The organism is Streptosporangium sandarakinum (assembly GCF_050942225.1).
Taxonomy (GTDB): domain Bacteria; phylum Actinomycetota; class Actinomycetes; order Streptosporangiales; family Streptosporangiaceae; genus Streptosporangium; species Streptosporangium nondiastaticum.
Genome location: NZ_CP192034.1, coordinates 4,064,888 through 4,081,604, shown reverse-complemented (window position 1 = coordinate 4,081,604; position 16,717 = coordinate 4,064,888). Strand labels below are relative to the sequence as shown.

General features: G+C 71.9%; 19 protein-coding genes. 8 read left to right on the top strand and 11 right to left on the bottom strand.

The features are described 5' to 3' along the window. Nucleotides 1-190 precede the first annotated feature (190 nt). The 5 genes from ACQP10_RS18895 to ACQP10_RS18875 form a co-directional block, all read right to left on the bottom strand. Nucleotides 191-844, bottom strand: a complete 654-nt coding sequence (locus ACQP10_RS18895) for a DUF5701 family protein (RefSeq protein ID WP_433541844.1) — start codon at nucleotides 842-844, stop codon at nucleotides 191-193. Nucleotides 845-868: 24 nt separating this feature from the next. Next, a complete protein-coding gene (locus ACQP10_RS18890) occupies nucleotides 869-1,000 on the bottom strand; it encodes a hypothetical protein (RefSeq protein WP_346021412.1) in 132 nt (43 codons plus the stop codon). Beyond that, entirely contained in the window at nucleotides 997-1,653 is a 657-nt protein-coding gene (locus ACQP10_RS18885; RefSeq protein ID WP_346021413.1) for a CatB-related O-acetyltransferase, read from the bottom strand. The genes ACQP10_RS18890 and ACQP10_RS18885 overlap by 4 nt, the downstream gene beginning before the upstream one ends. Before the next feature lie 64 nt (nucleotides 1,654-1,717). Continuing rightward, nucleotides 1,718-2,107 (bottom strand): VOC family protein, encoded by a 390-nt coding sequence (locus ACQP10_RS18880; RefSeq protein ID WP_346021414.1) that lies wholly within the window; start codon nucleotides 2,105-2,107, stop codon nucleotides 1,718-1,720. A gap of 30 nt (nucleotides 2,108-2,137) precedes the next feature. Beyond that, nucleotides 2,138-2,272 carry a hypothetical protein gene (locus tag ACQP10_RS18875; RefSeq protein WP_346021415.1) on the bottom strand — a complete coding sequence of 45 codons (135 nt, stop codon included), beginning with the start codon at nucleotides 2,270-2,272 and terminating at the stop codon, nucleotides 2,138-2,140. A 165-nt stretch (nucleotides 2,273-2,437) separates the two neighbouring features. Here ACQP10_RS18875 and ACQP10_RS18870 point away from each other — a divergent pair, with 165 nt between their 5' ends. Together ACQP10_RS18870 and ACQP10_RS18865 are read left to right on the top strand one after the other, a co-directional pair. Beyond that, nucleotides 2,438-3,085: a TetR/AcrR family transcriptional regulator gene (locus tag ACQP10_RS18870; RefSeq protein ID WP_346021416.1), complete on the top strand. Its 648-nt coding sequence runs from the start codon at nucleotides 2,438-2,440 to the stop codon at nucleotides 3,083-3,085. A 640-nt stretch (nucleotides 3,086-3,725) separates the two neighbouring features. After that, entirely contained in the window at nucleotides 3,726-4,961 is a 1,236-nt protein-coding gene (locus tag ACQP10_RS18865) for an epoxide hydrolase family protein (protein WP_346021417.1), read from the top strand. A 105-nt stretch (nucleotides 4,962-5,066) separates the two neighbouring features. On the opposite strand, the gene ACQP10_RS18860 is transcribed toward ACQP10_RS18865, so the two are convergent. Further along, a complete protein-coding gene (locus tag ACQP10_RS18860; protein WP_433541843.1) occupies nucleotides 5,067-6,290 on the bottom strand; it encodes an FAD-dependent oxidoreductase in 1,224 nt (407 codons plus the stop codon). 3 nt (nucleotides 6,291-6,293) lie between these two features. On the opposite strand from ACQP10_RS18860, the gene ACQP10_RS18855 reads away from it, so the two are divergent. Continuing rightward, nucleotides 6,294-6,986 (top strand): TetR/AcrR family transcriptional regulator, encoded by a 693-nt coding sequence (locus ACQP10_RS18855; protein ID WP_433541842.1) that lies wholly within the window; start codon nucleotides 6,294-6,296, stop codon nucleotides 6,984-6,986. Between the two features lie 232 nt (nucleotides 6,987-7,218). Here the strand turns inward: ACQP10_RS18855 and ACQP10_RS18850 are convergent, their stop codons facing one another. The 5 genes from ACQP10_RS18850 to ACQP10_RS18830 form a co-directional block, all read right to left on the bottom strand. Then, nucleotides 7,219-8,394 (bottom strand): oxygenase MpaB family protein, encoded by a 1,176-nt coding sequence (locus tag ACQP10_RS18850; protein WP_433541841.1) that lies wholly within the window; start codon nucleotides 8,392-8,394, stop codon nucleotides 7,219-7,221. Then, entirely contained in the window at nucleotides 8,387-9,376 is a 990-nt protein-coding gene (locus ACQP10_RS18845) for a polyprenyl synthetase family protein (protein ID WP_346021421.1), read from the bottom strand. The genes ACQP10_RS18850 and ACQP10_RS18845 overlap by 8 nt, the downstream gene beginning before the upstream one ends. Next, nucleotides 9,369-9,650, bottom strand: a complete 282-nt coding sequence (locus ACQP10_RS18840) for a hypothetical protein (RefSeq protein ID WP_346021422.1) — start codon at nucleotides 9,648-9,650, stop codon at nucleotides 9,369-9,371. The genes ACQP10_RS18845 and ACQP10_RS18840 overlap by 8 nt, the downstream gene beginning before the upstream one ends. A 251-nt stretch (nucleotides 9,651-9,901) precedes the next feature. After that, the gene (locus ACQP10_RS18835; RefSeq protein ID WP_346021423.1) at nucleotides 9,902-10,549 is read right to left on the bottom strand and encodes a cysteine hydrolase family protein; all 648 of its coding nucleotides are present in this window, start codon (nucleotides 10,547-10,549) and stop codon (nucleotides 9,902-9,904) included. Between the two features lie 41 nt (nucleotides 10,550-10,590). After that, nucleotides 10,591-11,847: an MFS transporter gene (locus ACQP10_RS18830; protein ID WP_346021424.1), complete on the bottom strand. Its 1,257-nt coding sequence runs from the start codon at nucleotides 11,845-11,847 to the stop codon at nucleotides 10,591-10,593. A 134-nt stretch (nucleotides 11,848-11,981) separates the two neighbouring features. Here ACQP10_RS18830 and ACQP10_RS18825 point away from each other — a divergent pair, with 134 nt between their 5' ends. From ACQP10_RS18825 to ACQP10_RS18805, 5 genes are all read left to right on the top strand, one after another. Next, nucleotides 11,982-12,917: a LysR family transcriptional regulator gene (locus tag ACQP10_RS18825; RefSeq protein WP_346021425.1), complete on the top strand. Its 936-nt coding sequence runs from the start codon at nucleotides 11,982-11,984 to the stop codon at nucleotides 12,915-12,917. Between the two features lie 271 nt (nucleotides 12,918-13,188). After that, complete coding sequence (locus tag ACQP10_RS18820) at nucleotides 13,189-13,614, top strand: VOC family protein (RefSeq protein WP_392571999.1); 426 nt, start codon at nucleotides 13,189-13,191, stop codon at nucleotides 13,612-13,614. A 303-nt stretch (nucleotides 13,615-13,917) separates the two neighbouring features. Then, complete coding sequence (locus ACQP10_RS18815) at nucleotides 13,918-14,643, top strand: helix-turn-helix domain-containing protein (protein WP_433541840.1); 726 nt, start codon at nucleotides 13,918-13,920, stop codon at nucleotides 14,641-14,643. 74 nt (nucleotides 14,644-14,717) lie between these two features. Continuing rightward, nucleotides 14,718-15,113, top strand: a complete 396-nt coding sequence (locus ACQP10_RS18810) for a VOC family protein (RefSeq protein WP_346021428.1) — start codon at nucleotides 14,718-14,720, stop codon at nucleotides 15,111-15,113. 387 nt (nucleotides 15,114-15,500) lie between these two features. Further along, complete coding sequence (locus ACQP10_RS18805; RefSeq protein ID WP_433541839.1) at nucleotides 15,501-16,676, top strand: hypothetical protein; 1,176 nt, start codon at nucleotides 15,501-15,503, stop codon at nucleotides 16,674-16,676. Nucleotides 16,677-16,717: the final 41 nt, after the last annotated feature.

The following is a 16,717-nucleotide window of genomic DNA, read 5'->3' as shown; positions in this document are numbered from 1 at the left end:
TGACCGCGCAGGGCCCGCCGGCTCTTCCCGAGCCGGCCGATCACGACTACATCATGGCGACGCCCCGTCCGAACGGTCCCGGCCCGATCCGGCACGGCCGCCTTCTTCCATGGTCAATGCCCAGAGCTCTCTCCGAGGCTGACGGCGTGGCTCGTCCTTGGCGGTGACCGTGAGCAGCGCGGTGCGGCCTCTATGCGGCCGCGTGACGATCGCCTGCGGAGGCCATGCCGAGCCAGGTGTGCGGATTGCGTTCCCAGCACCAGCCGAGTTTGGGGGCGTTCTGGCTGATCCACAGCGCCGGGACCCGGCGGTCACCGGAGCGGGAGCCGCCGAGGGAGAAGCACTTGTTCTTGACCAGGGCCTCCGGAAATTGGGTGATCACCGCGATGCCCTCCTCAATGGTGAGCAGGGTGCGCCCCCGGGCGGTGATGGTGTCCATGGCGTCCCGGGGTACGGCCCCGCAGAACTCCTCGCCGCGTTCGATGTCCACCAGGAGGTGGACCGGCTGGTCCGGAAGCTCGGTTTCGGTGATGGCGACGAATCGCTCCAGGGAGCCGGGCTCGAAGGAATGGTCGACGAAACCCGGTCCGGCCTTTCCGCGCAGGGTGGTGCGCGGCATCATCTGCTCGATCGGGACGACCTGACGGGTGACCACGAGCACGAACGGGAACCGGCCGTTGCCGGGCTCGCGGGGGAGGTTTCCGGTCGTCGCGGCGAGGTCGCGCAGGGGAGCGACCAGAGACCGGAAGTGCTCGGGCGTCAGACCGGCCATCGCCGGGTACTCCCGTTCGATCAGGTTGTGGACCTGACGGTCGAATTCCGCGGCTGCGTCGATTGCCGTCATGGGATCCTTTCGGCGCTGCGGTGGTCAGGGGGCGATGCGGGCGGGGGCGCCGGTTTCCAGCGCCGCCCAGAGGGCGCCGTCCGGTCCCGTGGCGATCGCGTACGGCCCGGCGGCGCGGTCGGCCACGGCGTACTCTTCGATGGTCAGGTGGGTCAAAGGCTCTTCTCCAGGCCGTGCGCGGCGGCGATGCGTGCGATGTCGGCCGGGGCGCCGGCCATGATGGTGCGGGCGTTCTCGGTCACCAGGCCGACGGGCCAGTCCCACCAGGCGGCCCGCAGCAGTGCTTCGACGTCGGCGTCGGCGAAGCGGCGGCGGATGGTCCTGGCCGGGTTCCCGCCGACGATCGTGTACGGCGGCACGTCGGCGGTGACCACGGCGCCGGCCGCGATGACGGCTCCGTCGCCGATGGTCACCCCGGGCATGACGGTGGCCTGGTAGCCGAACCACACGTCATTGCCGACCACGGTGTCGCCCCGGCTGGGCATGCCGGTGATGATGTCGAGGGTGCGTTCGGCCCACTCGCCGCCGAACATGGTGAACGGGAAGGTGGACACGCCCATCGTCGGGTGGCCGGCGCCGGCCATCAGGAAGCGGGTGCCGGAGGCGATCGCGCAGTATTTGCCGATGATCAGCCGCTCCGGCCCGTAGGCGTACAGCACGTTGCGTTGCTCGAAGCCGGTGGCGCCGTCGGGATCGTCGTAGTAGGTGTACTGACCCACGGTGATCGTCGGCGAGCTGACCAGCGGTTTGAGGAAGACCACTCGTTCGTGGGCGGGCAGTGGGTGCACGGTCATCGGGTCGGGGGCCAAGCGGGGTTCCTTCCGTGATCATTTCGATGGTGTGCCCGGTCGGGGCGCCGAAGTGGACGCCGCGTCAGCCGTGTTCGGAGGCGACCCATTCGACGAACTGGACGATCACGCCATTGGGGTCGGTGACCTGGAACAGGGCCTCGCCCCAGGGCTCCTGGCGCAGCGGCATGGTGATCTGTACCCCGGCGTCACGCAGCCGCTTCTCCTGCTCGGCCAGGCCGCCGGCGAGGGTGAAGGCGAGGATCAGACCGCTGGCACGCTGGTCGCGCTGCTCGGGCGGCAGCACTTCGATGCCGCGGGCGAGCAGGACGATCTCGGTCGCGTCGTCGCGCGACAGGGAGGCGAAGCCGTCGGCGGCCCGCTGGACGGTGTAGCCCAGGTGGGTGGTGAAGAACGCCTGGGAGGCGGCGACGTCGTCGACGGTCAGCGAGACGGTGGAAGCGATGAACTGCACGGCATCTCCTCTTGGTGGGGTGGGGTGGGGTCAGTAGCTGCGGCGCCGGGGGGCGATGCGCCGGCCCCGGGCTTGCTGCGACACACGAATGTTGTGGTCGGACGGCGGACGACGCAGTTCGGCGCCGCGCAGCGGGGCCTGCTCGGGCTGTCGCGTCTGAGACACACGACCAGGCTCGACCCGGGGCGCGGCGGCGTCGTGGGTGTGCCGGAGCATGGACGCCCTCCTTCGGACTCGGTGTTCCATCATCGTAAACTTACGACGGAGGTAAATTTAGCCCAAGGCGTCGATGGTGTCAACATAAAGATGCTACGAGGGTAAGATTGCGTCATGGCTACCCACACTCCCGCCCCGGCCGCCGGGCTACGCGAGGCCAAGAAGCACGAGACCCGGCAGCTCATCTCCGACCACGCGACCCGGCTGTTCATCGCCCAGGGCTTCGAGCAGACGACCATCGCCGAGATCGCCGCCGCCGCCCGCGTGGCCAAGAAGACCGTCACCAACTACTTCCCCCGCAAAGAAGACCTGGCCCTGGACCACCAGGAGCAGTTCGCCGCCTCCCTGGCCGACGCCGTCGCCACCCGGCGCCCAGGAGAGTCGGTGCTGGCCGCACTGCGCCGCGTGTTCGCCGACGCCGTGGCCGCCCAGGACCCCGTCGCCGGTTTCTCCGGCCGGCGATTCGCCCGCATGATCGCCGACAGCCCGACTCTGAGCGCCTGCCTGCGCGGCCTGCACGACCAGCGCGAACACCACCTTGCCCGGGCCCTCGCCGACGTCACCGCCGCTCAGCCCGACGACATCACCGTGCAGACCGCCGCCGCCCTGCTGGGCGCCGTCCACCGCATGCTGTTCCACCGCATCCAGACCCTCACCCTCGCCGGACACCCCAACGATCAGATCGCCCAGACGATCGCCACCGATGCCAACGAAGCATTCGACCTGCTGGAGCCCGCCCTGTCCGGTTACGGCGCCGCCTGACAGGCGCATCCCACCCGTTCAGACCGCCGGGCCGGCGTTCCGTGCGGGGCCGTCAACGGCCGCGGAACGCTGTCCCTCCATCGCCATCTGCTCGGCGTCAGCCGCTCGACCATCCACGAGTACGTCCCCGAGCCCGCCACAGGCCGCCCTGCCGTCGGACGGCCGACACGAGCCAACCCCGAACTCTCACCGACCTCGGCGTCGCGCATCGGGCCGACCCGACGACGACGCCTGGACCCCGCAGCACCTGCTGGTCATGATCTACCCGGGCAGGGGGGAGCGGATGGAGGCGGCCGAAGCGGCCCGGGTCCTCGATCTGGGCCCCGGTAAGGACGAGGTGCCGGCGGTCGGCCGACCGCCGGCCGGTCGAGACCCGTTCGCAGACCAGGTCCGCCGTCGGGGTCCTCTCCGGGCGGAGGACGGAGCCTATCTGTGGTTGAACCCTGTCATGAATCGGAATCGAATGTGATTGGATTGGCGACGCACCTTCGCACCAGAATGTCCTGGTTCGTTGGGCACTCGCTGTGTCTGTCGTCATTCGATGGTCGGCCGACGGGCCGGGCGGCCGGAGAATCCTGGCGGAAGACCATCGGCTCGCCGCCCAGCAGGCCGACGGCACACCCCAGTAAGGAACCACGCGATGAGCACCCCGCATGCCTTCCCCCTCAAGCCCGTTCCGATCCACGTGCCCGACGAGGTCCTCGATGACCTGCGCGCCCGCCTCGCATCGACCCGTCCGCCGCTGGACGAGGGGAATGGGGACTGGTCCTACGGCGTCCCCGGCGGCTATCTCCGCGAGCTGGTCGCCTACTGGCGGGACGGCTACGACTGGCGCAAGGCCGAGGCCGCCATCAACGTCCACGAGCACTACCGGGTGAGCGTCGCCGGTGTCCCGGTGCACTTCATGCGCAAGCCCGGCCGCGGCCCCCGTCCGATCCCGCTGATCCTCACCCACGGCTGGCCGTGGACGTTCTGGCACTGGTCGAAGGTGATCGACCCGCTCGCCGACCCGGCCGCGTTCGGCGGCGACCCCGCCGACGCCTTCGACGTCATCGTGCCGTCTCTGCCCGGCTTCGGTTTCCCCGGCCCGCTCACCGGCTTCCCGGACGTCAACTTCTGGAAGGTCTCCGACCTCTGGCACACCCTGATGACCGAGACCCTGGGGTACGAGAAGTACGCCGCCGGGGGTTGCGACATCGGCGGGATCGTCTCCAGCCAGCTCGGCCACAAGTACGCCGACGAGCTGTACGGCATCCACATCGGCTCCGGGCTGCCGCTCGACTTCTTCAACGGCCCCCGCGCCTGGGACTTCGCCCGGAACCGGCCCCTCACCGACGACCAGCCCGCCGATGTCCGCGCCCGCATCATCGAGCTGGACCACCGCTCGGCGTCCCACCTCGCCGTGCACACGCTCGACGGCGCCACCCTGGCCCACGGGCTGAGCGACTCACCCGCCGGACTGCTCGCCTGGCTGCTGGAGCGCTGGAACGCCTGGAGCGACAACGGCGGCGACGTCGAATCCGTCTTCACCAAGGACGACCTGCTCACCCACGCCACGATCTACTGGGTGAACAACTCCATCGCCACCTCGATGCGCTACTACGCCAACGCCAACCGCTACCCCTGGGCCCCCGCCCACGACCGCACCCCGGTCGTGCAGGCCCCGGTCGGCATCACCTTCGTCACATACGAGAACCCGCCCGGCATCCACACCGCCGCCGAGCGCGTCCAGGCGTTCAAGACCGGCCCTCAGGGCGACTGGTTCAACCACGTCAACGTCAACGCTCACGACCACGGCGGCCATTTCATCCCCTGGGAGAACCCCGACGCCTGGGTGAACGACCTGCGCCGCACCTTCCACGGCCGCAGGCCCTGAACGACCTCCGCGGGCTCCTGTGGCGACGGGCCAGGCGAACACTGCCCGCCGGGGACGTCGCCTGACCCGGCGAGCCGCTGGTGTCGGCGCTCTCGCGTTCGGCGGTCAGGACGGCTGAAGCTCGTCGAAGAGGGCGAGGGCTTCGGCGGGGTCCGGGCTCACGAGGCGTTCCAGGCCGGCCGTCGTGATCTTCGCCCACCTGCCGGCCCGTGCCCACATCTGTTCCTCGAAGGCGCGGACGGCCTCGTCCAGATCGCCGGGGGCGGGGGCGGAGGCGACGGACTCGGCGAGTTCGGCGCCTTCCAGCATCGCGAGGTTCGCGCCCACCCCCAGCGGGGGCATCAGGTGGGCGGCGTCGCCCAGCAGTGTCACCCCGGGGACGTGGGCCCAGGTGTGGGACACGGGCAGGACGTAGAGGGGGCGGTGGACGAAAGCGGTGCCATGGCGGAGGAGGTCGAGGACGGGAGCGGCCCAGCCGTCGAACAGGGCCAGCAGGCTTGATCGCACGGCCTCGGCGTCGGCCAGGTCCAGGCCCGCGTCCAGGCCCGCGCGCCGGTTCAGGCCCATATGCCGCTCCAGGTTCGTGTGCCAGTCCAGCGGCGCGCGGAACTGGGCGTACACCTTGACGTGGCCGCCGCTGTTGCGCTGGGCGACGAGGGCGCGGTTCATGCCGTACACGGCCATGGAACCGTCACCGATCAGCCGGGCGAGGTCGGGGTGGCGGGTGTCGACGTCGTCCAGGGAGGTCTCGACCACGGTGACGCCGGTGTAGTGCGGCGTCGCGGACGATACCGCCGGGCGGACCCGGGACCAGGCGCCGTCCGCGCCGACCACGAGGTCGAACGTCTCCTGTCGTCCGTCCGCGAAACGGACCGGCACGCCGTCCCGGGTTCCCGGCCCCACTTCCGTCACGCCCCGCCCCCACTGAACGTCCAGGGGGCCGAGCAGCAGGTCACGGAGTTGCCCGCGGTCGATCTCGGGATTGGCCCGGTCATCCGGGCGGGGTCGCCAGTCGCGGAGGACGGTCCCGTCCACGTCCAGGATGCGCATGGCCTGCCCCTCGGGACGGGACAGCGCCTGGAACTCCGCCAGCAGCCCCGCCTTGTCCAGCGCGAGCTGGCCCAGGTTTTCATGCAGGTCCAGCGTGCCGCCTGGGGGACGGGCGCCGGGGGAGGGGTCGCGTTCGAAGACGGTGACGGGGTGACCGTGGCGGTGCAGGACGCGGGCGAAGGTGAGGCCGGCGGGGCCGCCCCCGATCACGGCGATACGCTGTCTCATATCGATACACTGTATTTTATTATTACGCTGTATCGCAACAGTACGATGCACCGTATGACTGTGTGGGATCGGCCGGAGCCGCCGGCTCGCCCCGTGCCGCTCGACCGGGAGCGAATCGTCGCCGCCGCCATCGCGCTGGCCGACGAGGGCGGGCTGGAGGCGGTTTCGTTGCGCAAGGTCGCCGCCCGGCTGGACGTCGGCCCGATGCGGCTGTACGGATACATCTCCACCAAGGAGGAGCTGTTCGACCTCATGGTGGACGAGGTCTACGCGGAGATCCTCCCCGAGGAGCGGCCCGGCGACTGGCGGGAGGCGCTCCGCGTCCACTCCCACCGCATCAGGCAAGCCGCCCTCCGTCACGAATGGCTGGCCGACCTGCTCGGCGGCCGTCCGGCACTGGGCCCCAACGCCCTCGCCGTGGCCGAGGGCACGCTGGCCGCCCTCGACGGCCTCGCCGACCTCGACACCGTCATGCGCGCCGTGGAGACCGTCAGCGCCTACTCCACCGGCGCGATCAGGCGCGAGATCGCGAACCTGCGGGCCGAGCGCGCCACGGGCCTGTCCAAGCTCGACTGGCAGCGTGCCCACGGCCCGCATGTGACCAGGATGCTGGCCACGGGCCGCTTCCCCGCGCTCGCCAGGGTCGTGCACGACGGCACGGAGGTGGACGCCGAGACGTCCTTCGCGACCGGCCTGGACTGGGTCCTCGATGCCGTGGCCGCCAAACTCACCCGGCCGCCGGCGTGACGCCCAGGACTTCCGGGTGACGTCCGTGGCACCGCGTGACGCCGCCGAATCGGCCGCGAGGGGCGCCTCACCCGGGCGCTCGCCGAGCACGCCGAGCGTGAGGCGTACCCCGAAGCCGTCGCCCAGGTCCGTGCCGACTTCGCCGCCATCCAGGCCGGAGAGGCCCCCGAGCCCCGGGCCGAGTCACAGCCCGCACGGTGACACGCTTTCGGGGTTCCGGGAGCGCCTAGCGCTATCGGCTTCCGTTGTTCCCCGGGGGGGCTGACGTCGAGGCGGGCGGAGGCGGAGTCCAGCGTGCTGCTCGCGGGGCGATCCCGTAGTCGGGTTTGAGCTCCTCGGGGATGGCGTAGTGCATGACGCGGCCTCGGGTCAGCGACGACAGTTCCAGCTTCGTGACCAGGCGGCCCAGCCGGTCGGACAGCTGCTCGGCCCAGGGGCCGCTGTCTTCGAACCGTTCGAGCGCGTCCAGGAGCACCGGACCGATCTTCGCGATGGAGTCCCAGCGGGAGCCGGGGACCTGAAGCCAGTCGGCCGCGGTGTCACCGATCAGGAAGCGGACGAGGGCGGGCACGACGGGATCAAGGAACGTTCCAGGGACGACCTGTTCGTACATGTCGATCAGCTGCCGCGTCAGATGCGCCCCTTCTGGAGAAGGTCCCATATGACGGAGCATGTACCGGTCGGAGAACCGGCGGGCCGCTTCCAGATCCGAGGGGATGGCCGCCGGATCCACGCCCAGGATGGTGCCGACGACCTTCCAGGCGTAGTAGTAGGACTCGGCCCCGTCGGGACTGATGTGGACGCCCATCCGGTGCAGGGCGTCCAGCACCTGGAGACTGAACATCATCAGCCCGCCGAGCATGTCCTCCTGGCAGATCGGAACGGGCTCCGGCCACCTGTCCTCCTGCTTGAGGTGGCGGCGGATGGAGGCGTGCAGGAGCCGTACCTTCTGCGCGGCCGGGAGGAACCGCCCGCCCGCCTGGAACGCGTCGGGCTGCATGAGATAGACGGTGAACTGTCCGGTCTCAGCCATTCGCCGGGAGGGGTAGGCCAGCGAGTGCGTCGCCGACAGCAGCTTGGCCACGTGCGGGATCATGTAGCACGCCGGCATCGCCGCGAACGACAGGGCGGTGGAGATGTGCACGTCGTTGTCGACGAAGAACTGCCTGGCCTGCTCCATGACCGTCCAGTCGACCCAGTCCGGCGGTGTGGCCGTGGCGTTCAGATACTCGCGGGCGGCGTCGGGAAGACCTTCGGGCAACGCCTGACCGGAGGTGGTGAACCAGCGCATGAGGGTGTTGAACCTGCCTACGTCGCCACCGGCGAACAGGGCCTCGACGGTCGCGTCGGCAAGCCGGTCGCCTTCGAGCCGGAGCCCGTTCATGTACTCCTCGGTGTAGTCATGCATCCGCGGTGACCTCGCATATCAGTCGGGTCAGGGCTTCGGCGGCGTCCGTCGCCAGCCGGGCCCCGTCGATGGCCGCCTGTGCGGCCCGGGCGCGTTCGTCGATCATCTGCCGTACCTGGGTCACGGCTCCCGACCGCCGCATGATGTCCCGTATCTCCGCGGCGTCGTCCGGGGTGGGCGGTCCGTCGAGCAGGTCATGCAGCCGCCGACGGTCCGGCTCGGACGCCTTGTCCAGCGTCAGGGCCAGCAGCGCGGTCGGTTTGCGGCCCGTCAGATCATCGAGGGCCGACTTGCCGGTTCGTTCGGGGTCGCCGAACACGCCCCACAAGTCGTCCCGCAGCTGGAACGCCTCGCCGAGCGGACGCCCGTAGGCCGCCAGCGTGTTCAGCGTCGCGGGGTTCGCGCCGGCGAGCACGGCGCCGATCTGCAGTGGCCGCTCGACGGTGTAGGAGCCGGTCTTGAACCGGACGATGGTCAGCGACCGAGCGAGGTCGGGGGCGCCTCCGGTACGGAGGATCTCCAGGCACTCGCCCGCCACCAGCTCACGGCCCAGCGTCGTCCATGAAGGAACGGCTCGGGCCAGGAACGTCAGTGGCAGGCCCGAGGTGTGGAACAGCCGCCCCGCCCAGGCCATCAGCAGATCGCCGATCATGACGGCCAGGGCGTCGCCGAGTTTCTCGTGAGCCGTGGGCCGGCCGCGCCGCAACGGGCTGCGGTCGATGAGATCGTCGTGCACGATCGCGGCGGCGTGCACCAGTTCCAACGCCGCGGCGGCGCGGACCACCGCGTCGGCGTCGGGCCGGCCCGCAGCTCGCCATCCCCAGTAACAGAATGCCGGGCGGATCCGTTTGCCTCCGGCGATCGAGACGCGCACCTGGTCGGCGATGGGGGTCAACTCGGCGTCCAGCGCCAGCAACTCCGCGATCTCCGCCTCGACGAACCGCTCCAGCGCCCGGTCCACCCGGAGCCGAAGGTCACTCATGCAGGCCGCGCTCGACAACCTGCCGGGCCAGCAGCTCCAGATGCGGCTGCGGGGTCGTGTCCAGCCGTTTGACCGCCAACTCGCCGCGGGCGCGCAGTTCCTGACGCACCTGGCTCAGGCCGGGAAGGCGGTGGGTGACACTTCGCAGCCCCTCCACAAGGAGATCGCTTAAACCGGCGGCCAGATAGAGCACCTCGTCCCGAGGTGCAGGATTCTCTTCCCGCACGTAAACCCCCTCGCCCGTAAAGGATGTTTTTAAATTGAAGTGAACCACGAAAGACGCCCTCAAGCCCGCCGTGGTGGGAAATAGCGAATTGGTTCCAGGGGCTCTGGCTGGTATTTTCAACAATTGACGGCTAGGTATAAGTTTGGGCGTTTTTGGGCGAGCGAGCGGCCTATCGCTGAAATTCGGTGACCGCCGGGAGACGGAGAAGGGCCACCGGGTCGCGCCGAGCGGACCCGCGCGCGTCGCGACCCGGCGAGACACCACGGCTGATCCGCGCCCGGCGCGCGACGCCGACCCGGTCAGCGGCCGGGCCCGGCCGTCCCGCCGGTCTCCGTCCTGGCGGGACGGCTCTCGTGCAGGAGCGAGCGCAGTTCGGCGGTGTCGATGATGTGGGCCAGTCTCGGGAGAACACCGGTCATCAGGGTCTGGTGGACCTGCGGGTCCGGGTCGGCGACGCCGTCGGAGAGGACGTGGAGCCGGTAGTCGCGGTCGGCGGCGTCGGTGACGGTGGACAGTACGGCGCCGCTGGTGGTGACGCCGGCGATGACCAGCGTGGTGATTCCGCGATCCCGCAGCCGCCGGTCCAGGTCCGTCGTGGACAGCGCGCCGAAGCGGGTCTTGCGGACGGTGATGTCACCGGGCTCGGGGGCGAGCCGATGGTGGATGCTCGTGGCGGGATCCGCGTGGTGCATGAGGCGCTGCTCGCCGATGAGGGAGAAAGTCCTGTTGGCCGACGGGATCGCCGCCCAGTCGGTTTCGGTGAATCCGACCCGCACGTGGGCGATGGCGGCGCCGTGCGCCCGCATGTCGGCGATGGCGCCGGCCACCCGTGACAGCAGCGCTTCCGAGCCTGCCGGGCCGGGGAGCGAGGCCAGGATTCCCCGCTGGTAGTCCATGACGAGCAGCGCGGTCGTCCGGGGGTCCAGCGCCGGGGTCGTGACGGTCATTTTCTCTCCTTGGGTGATGAGGGCGCCCCTGACACGCGCGATCACGTGCCGGGGGCCGACTGCACATCGGATGCGTGAGCCGCGGTTCGCCGCGCCGCGGCGCGCCGGGGGAGCAGCAGCGGGGTCGCCAGCAGGAGCACGCCGGCCAGGCCGATGGCCGTACGCGGGCCGAGCAGTCCGCCCAGCACTCCCCAGACGGCCGTCAGAAGCGCGGTCGAGGCCTTGGTCGTCACCGCCCAGGCGGACAGCGTGCGGGTGATCCGGTCGGTCGCGGTGCGTTCGAGGCGGTAGGTGGCGCAGACGGGGTTGAAGACCCCGCAGCAGAAGATGAGCCCGAGCTGGACGCCCATCACCAGCAGCAGCCCTCCGGTGCCCGGTCCCAGGAAGACCAGGCCGACGGGCCAGAGCACGCGCAGCACCCCGGTCACGACCAGGACCCGGTGCTGCCCGAACCGGGCGACGAGCGGCCGGGCCAGGCGTGAACCGAGCAGCCCGCCGATCGCGGGAGCGGCGAAGGCGAGGCCGTACTGCCACGGGGTGAACCCGAGCGGGCCGAGCATCAGGACGGCCAGCAGCGCGTCGACGGCCATCACGAGGCCGTTGAACATGGCGGTGTTGAAGAACAGCGGGCGCAGCGCCGGGTCGGCGAGGATGTACCGCCAGCCGTCGAGCAGGTCCCCGGCCCGCATGCGCGCGGCCTCCCGGCGCTCGGGCCGCGGCTCCTGGTCGCCCGTCGCGCGGATGCCCAGGGCCGAGAGCAGGTAGCTGAGCGCGTCGGCCATCACCGTCGCCACCGGCCCGAGGAGCCCGATCGCGGCACCGCCCAGCGGCGGCCCGACGATCGTGGCCGTCCAGGTCGTGGACTCGAACCGGGCGTTGGCGACGAGCAGGTCCTCGGCCGGCAGCAGCGTCTTCAGGTACGCGCCGGAGGCGGCGCGGAAGGTGATGTCGGCCGCCGCGACGACGACCGAGACCAGCATGAGCTGGACGAAGGAGAGCACGCCGAGCGCGAACGCGGCGGGGATCGTCAGCAACGCCGCGAACCGCACCAGGTCCATCCCGATCAGCACCGGCCGCTTACGGCGGAACTCCACCCATGGGCCGAGCGGCACCGCCACGGCCGCGCCCACCGCCGCCCCCACGGAGGACAGCGCCGCGACCTCCGCCGGCCCGGCGTGCAGCACCTGGACCGCGATCAGCGGGAACGCGCCGAAGGCGAGCCACGTGCCGAGCGCGCTGGTCCCGTACGCTCCCCACAGCCACCCGAACGGCCGTCCCAGCCGGTGCCCGTTCCGCATGTCCGACGCCCCTCGTCTCTCGCCCGTACAACCGATCCGCGATCGGAAGCATCAAAGCGAGCACCGTGCCTGGAGATCAAACAACCGCAGGGTCACTTGGCTACAACCAGTGGTTGTACTCATAGGGTGTCCGCATGGATCTCGACATCGTCCGGACCTTCGTCACCGCCGTCGACGCGGGGCAGTTCCAGGAGGCCGCCGCCGAGCTGGCGGTCACCCAGCAGGCCGTCTCCAAGCGCATCGCCGCGCTGGAGCGCGACCTCGGCGTGCGGCTGTTCACCCGCACGCCGCGCGGCGCCGAGCTCACCATCGACGGGCAGGCGTTCCTGCCCCACGCGCGCGAGCTGCTGCGCGTCGCCGAGCGCGCGGTCGCGTCCGTGCGCGCCGGCAGCCGTCCGCTGCGCGTCGACGTGATCACTTCGCGCAGCGCACAGTCAGGCATGATGCGCGGCTTCCACCGCGCGCACCCCGAGATCGACCTCGACGTGGTGATGCTGTTCGACATCGAGAGGGCTGTCACCGCCATCCGGTCTGGCGTGATCGACGCGTCCTTCCGCGCCGTCGCCATGCCCGGCCGGCCCCTTCCCGAGGACATCGAGTCCGTCCGGGTGATCGACGAGCCGCTCCAGCTCCTCACCGGTCCCGCCCACGCGCTGGCGGGCGCCCGGTCGGTGACCATCGCCCAGCTCGCCGGGCACCGGATCTGGATGCCCGGCGTCGTCCCCGGTACAGAGTGGGCCGCCTACTACGACGACCTCGTCGCCGAGTTCGGTCTCACCATCGAGGCGACCGGTCCCAACTTCGGCTCCGACGCGCTCCTGGACACCATCGCCGACACCCCGGCCCTGGCCACCTTCATGGGCGGGCAGACCCGCCTCGTCTGGCCCGCCGACCACGGCCTGCGCCGCATCCCGGTGACCGACCCCACACCCGTCTACCCGCACTCGCTCCTGTGGCACCGCGACAACGCCCACCCCGCGCTGGCCACCCTCCGAGCCCATCTCGCCGCCGCGGCGGCCGGCCACGACGCCGCCGGGACCTGGACGCCGACCTGGGCGATCCCGCGCTGAACGCGACCGCCCCGTCGGGCCGGACCGAGGGACCGGGAGCCGGGGTGGAGCCGGGAGTCCGGGGCCGACGTGCCTGTCCGGCGCGTCCATGAGCCGGACGGAGCGGGCCGCGCGTTCTCGGCGTGCGCACCGCCGCGACACGGGCGCGACTCGAAGAGGATGTCATGGAAGATGTCGAGAACGGCCCGGCGGCTCCGTCCCATGGACGGATGCGGCCACCGTGGCCGCACCGCACCGCACCGAGGAGAGACCCGGCATGACGATCCAGCGGATGGACAACGTCCTCATCGTCGTCGACGACCTCGACGCCGTCATCGCGTTCTTCGTCGAACTCGGCATGGAACTGGAGGGCAGGGGACCGATCGAGGGACGCTGGGTGGAGCGTGTCATCGGGGTCGACGACGTCCGGCAGGACGTCGCGATGCTGCGGACCCCGGACGGCCACGGCCGGATCGAGCTGGCGATGTTCCACACGCCGAAGGCGATCAGCCCCGAGCCGAAGAACGCGCCGTCGAACACGCTGGGCATTCGCCGCGTCATGTTCGCCGTCGACGACATCGAGGACGTCGTCGCCCGCCTGCGCGCCCACGGCGCCGAACTCGTCGGCGAGGTGACGCGGTACGAGGACGACTTTCTGCTCTGCTATGTCCGCGGCCCCGAGGGCATCATCGTCGGACTGGCCGAACAGCTCGGCTGAGGGCCGCCGAAGGACCGCAGGCCGGGCCCGGAGCATGCCGCTCAGCCTTCCCCAGGCGGCGCCGATCGGGCGCCGGGCGCGTTCTCTCTCCCCCCCGGGCGCCGCCGCCCCGCCCGTGGGGGACGGCGCCCGCCGTCCGGCCGCTCGCAGATCACCCCTGTGGACTCCGGCGCGTACGGTGACGGGGTGACCGTACGCGCGAATCCGATGTCCACGGCCCTGGCGCCGTTCGTGGCGACACTGGATCCGTACGATCTCGGGCCGGGGCGGGCCGGCGTTCATCGCGGGCTTCCCTCGTCCACGGTGTCCATCACGATCCCCGAGGAGGATTCGCTTGAGGTCGCGTGGGTCGGGCGGCCCGGGTCCCGCACACGGCTCCGGGCCGTTGTGGCCGGGCTCCATCTGAGCGCGGCCGAGCTCAGGCAGGAGGGGTGCACGCGCGGCGTGTGGCTGACGCTCCGCCCATCGGGTGTCGGCGCGCTGCTGGGAGTCCCGGCGGCGGCGCTGGCCGGGCATGTCATCGACCTCGCCGACGTCGTCCCGGCTATGGCCGAGCTGCCGGAGCGTCTGGCGGCCTGCCGGTCCTGGCCACAACGTCGCGCCCTCGTCGAACGCTCCCTGCTCACCGGCCTGGCCCGGTACGGCGAGCGCGCCGACCACCGCGGGATGCGGGCCACGCTCGCGGCCCTGGCCGGCACTTCCCGGGTGCGGGAAGCCGCGGAACTGCTGGGGTGCTCCCGGCGGCACCTGAGCGGCATGGTGCGTACCGAGCTCGGGGTGACGCCGAAGGAATACCAACGGCTCGTCCGCTTCGAGACCGCCCGGGGCCGGCTCGTGGCCGCCGCCGGCGAAGCCGCTCTGGCGGAGGTGGCCGCCATGTCGGGATTCGCCGACCAGGCGCACTTCACTCGGGAGTGGCGGGCCATGGCCGGGTGCACGCCCACCGAGTGGCTGCGCGCCGAGGGTCTGGCCGTGCGGGGTCCGTCGGCCGGCGACCGGCCACCGGGGGAGGGTCGCGCCTCCGGTTGACGGCCGGCCGGTACGGGCGTGGTTCGTTCCCAAATGTTCAATACACCGCCGCCACCCGGCCCCACGATGGGGGCATGACACCGAATACCCGCCTGACTCCCCGTCTGATCGTGCCCGACCCGGACCGCGCATCGGCGTTCTACCATGACGTCCTCGGCGCCGAGGAAGTGTTCCGGGCCCCACTGGGTGACGATGGCCGGCCCTCCGTCGTGGAGCACCGCATCGGTGGTTCGTCCTTCCGGGTCTCGCCTGCCGTCTCCTCGTGGGGGTGGCTGTCGCCAAGCGACCTCGGCGGCTCCGCGGTCCTCCTTGAGATCGACGTCGACGACCCGGATGCGGTCGGCGAACGCATGGTCGAACACGGCTCCGAGGTGCTCGTGCCGATCGAGAACCGGTTTTACGGCAAGCGCTCGGGCCGCGTTCGTGACCCGTTCGGGCATCTGTGGATCATCACCGGCGATCTTCGCTGAGCCGGACCCGGCCCTCGGCGACCGGTGCCGAGCCCCGGCCAGGGCGAGGTCCTGATCCGCGTCACCGCCGCCGGGGTCGACTTCGCCGACACCTCGGTCGTGGTGCCGGCCCCCACCGCCGCCGGCGTCTCCCGTCCGCCCGTGCCGACGCGGGCCCCGCCGTCACCGGTAACGTTGTGCCGCGTTCACCGGTCCGGCCTCGGCCTTCTCCTGCGACAGGCGGTCACTCACGCTCATGGCGGAAACAGGATCCCCTCCACCGGCACCCCGTACGGAACCCGCGGGCGAGGACATCGGCCTCGCGGCGCGCCCGCCCGGCGGCGAGGACACCGGGCCCGTGACACGGCCGTCCGGAGACGAGGACCCGCGCGACCGCCAGGGGCCGGTGTGCGCCCGTTCCGGCTGCGGCAACCGGCTGGAGATCTCCGGACGGCGCGGTGGGCGCCCGGCCGTGTACTGCAGCGACTCCTGCCGGGCCGCCGCCCACCGCGCCCGCGCCGCCACCCACACGCCGGTCGTGGCCGAGGCGCTGCGGCGCGCCGAGGCGCTGGCCGCCCCGCTGCTGAGCGCGGGGAGCAGTGGGCCGCGGCGCTGGCGGCGCTCACCGCGCAGCTGAACGCCGCCACCACCGGCGCCCTGGCCCAGCTCGACGCCGCCGAGGAGGCCGCGGAGGAGGCCAGGGCCGCCGCCGCGCTCGCCGAGCAGCGCGCCGCCGAACGCGTCACCGCCGCCGAGCGCCGCGCCGCCGCCGCGCAGGACAGGGCCAAGGCCGAGGTCGAGGCCGCGCGCACCAGCGTGAGCGAGGCCGCCGCCGTACGGGAGCGCGCGGAGGACAGCGAGCGGGCGGCCTGGCGGGCGGTCGGGGAGCACCAGAGCGAGCGTGCCCGCGCCGAGCAGACCGCCGCCGAGGCCGTACGGCACGCCGCCGCCGCCGAGGAGTCCGCGCGCGACCGGGCCGCCGAACTGGCGGCGCTGACCGCGGCGGCGGCCGGCGAGCGCGAGCGGGCCGCCGCGTCGCAGGCCGAGCAGGAGGCGCGGATCACCGCGCTGGAGGGCGCGCTGGCCGAGCGCACCGCCGAACTCACCCGGGCGGGGGAACGGCTGACCGCCGCCGCCGGCCGCGCCGAGCGCGCCGAGTCCGAACGCGACCGGGCCCTGACCGACGCCGAGGAGGCCCGGGCGGAGGCCGGGCGGGTCCGCGAGGAGCTCACCGCGGAGCTCACCCGGCTGCGGGAGGAGCTGGCAGGGGAGCGGGCCGCGGCGCGTCAGGCGCGCGACGAGTGCGACCGGGCCCTTGCCGGACGCGACGCCGTGGGGGAGGAGCTGCGGGCCGCCCGCGCGGAGCGGGACGCGGCGCGCGCCGAGCGCGACGAGGCGCGCACCGCCGTCGCGGTGGCCGAGGCGCGTTCCCAGGCCAGGGAGGAGGCGCTGCGCCAGGTCGAGGCGGCCGCTCAGGAGGCCGTCCGCCGTCTGCTCGCCGGGCGGGAGGAGAGCGGCCGGGGGGCGGGGCCGGACGGTGCTGCGGGGAAGAATACCGATGGGGGTATGGTTGCAGGGAAGTGAGGGCGCCGCCGGGCCGCCCTGCCCGGGGTGGTGAGAACCCG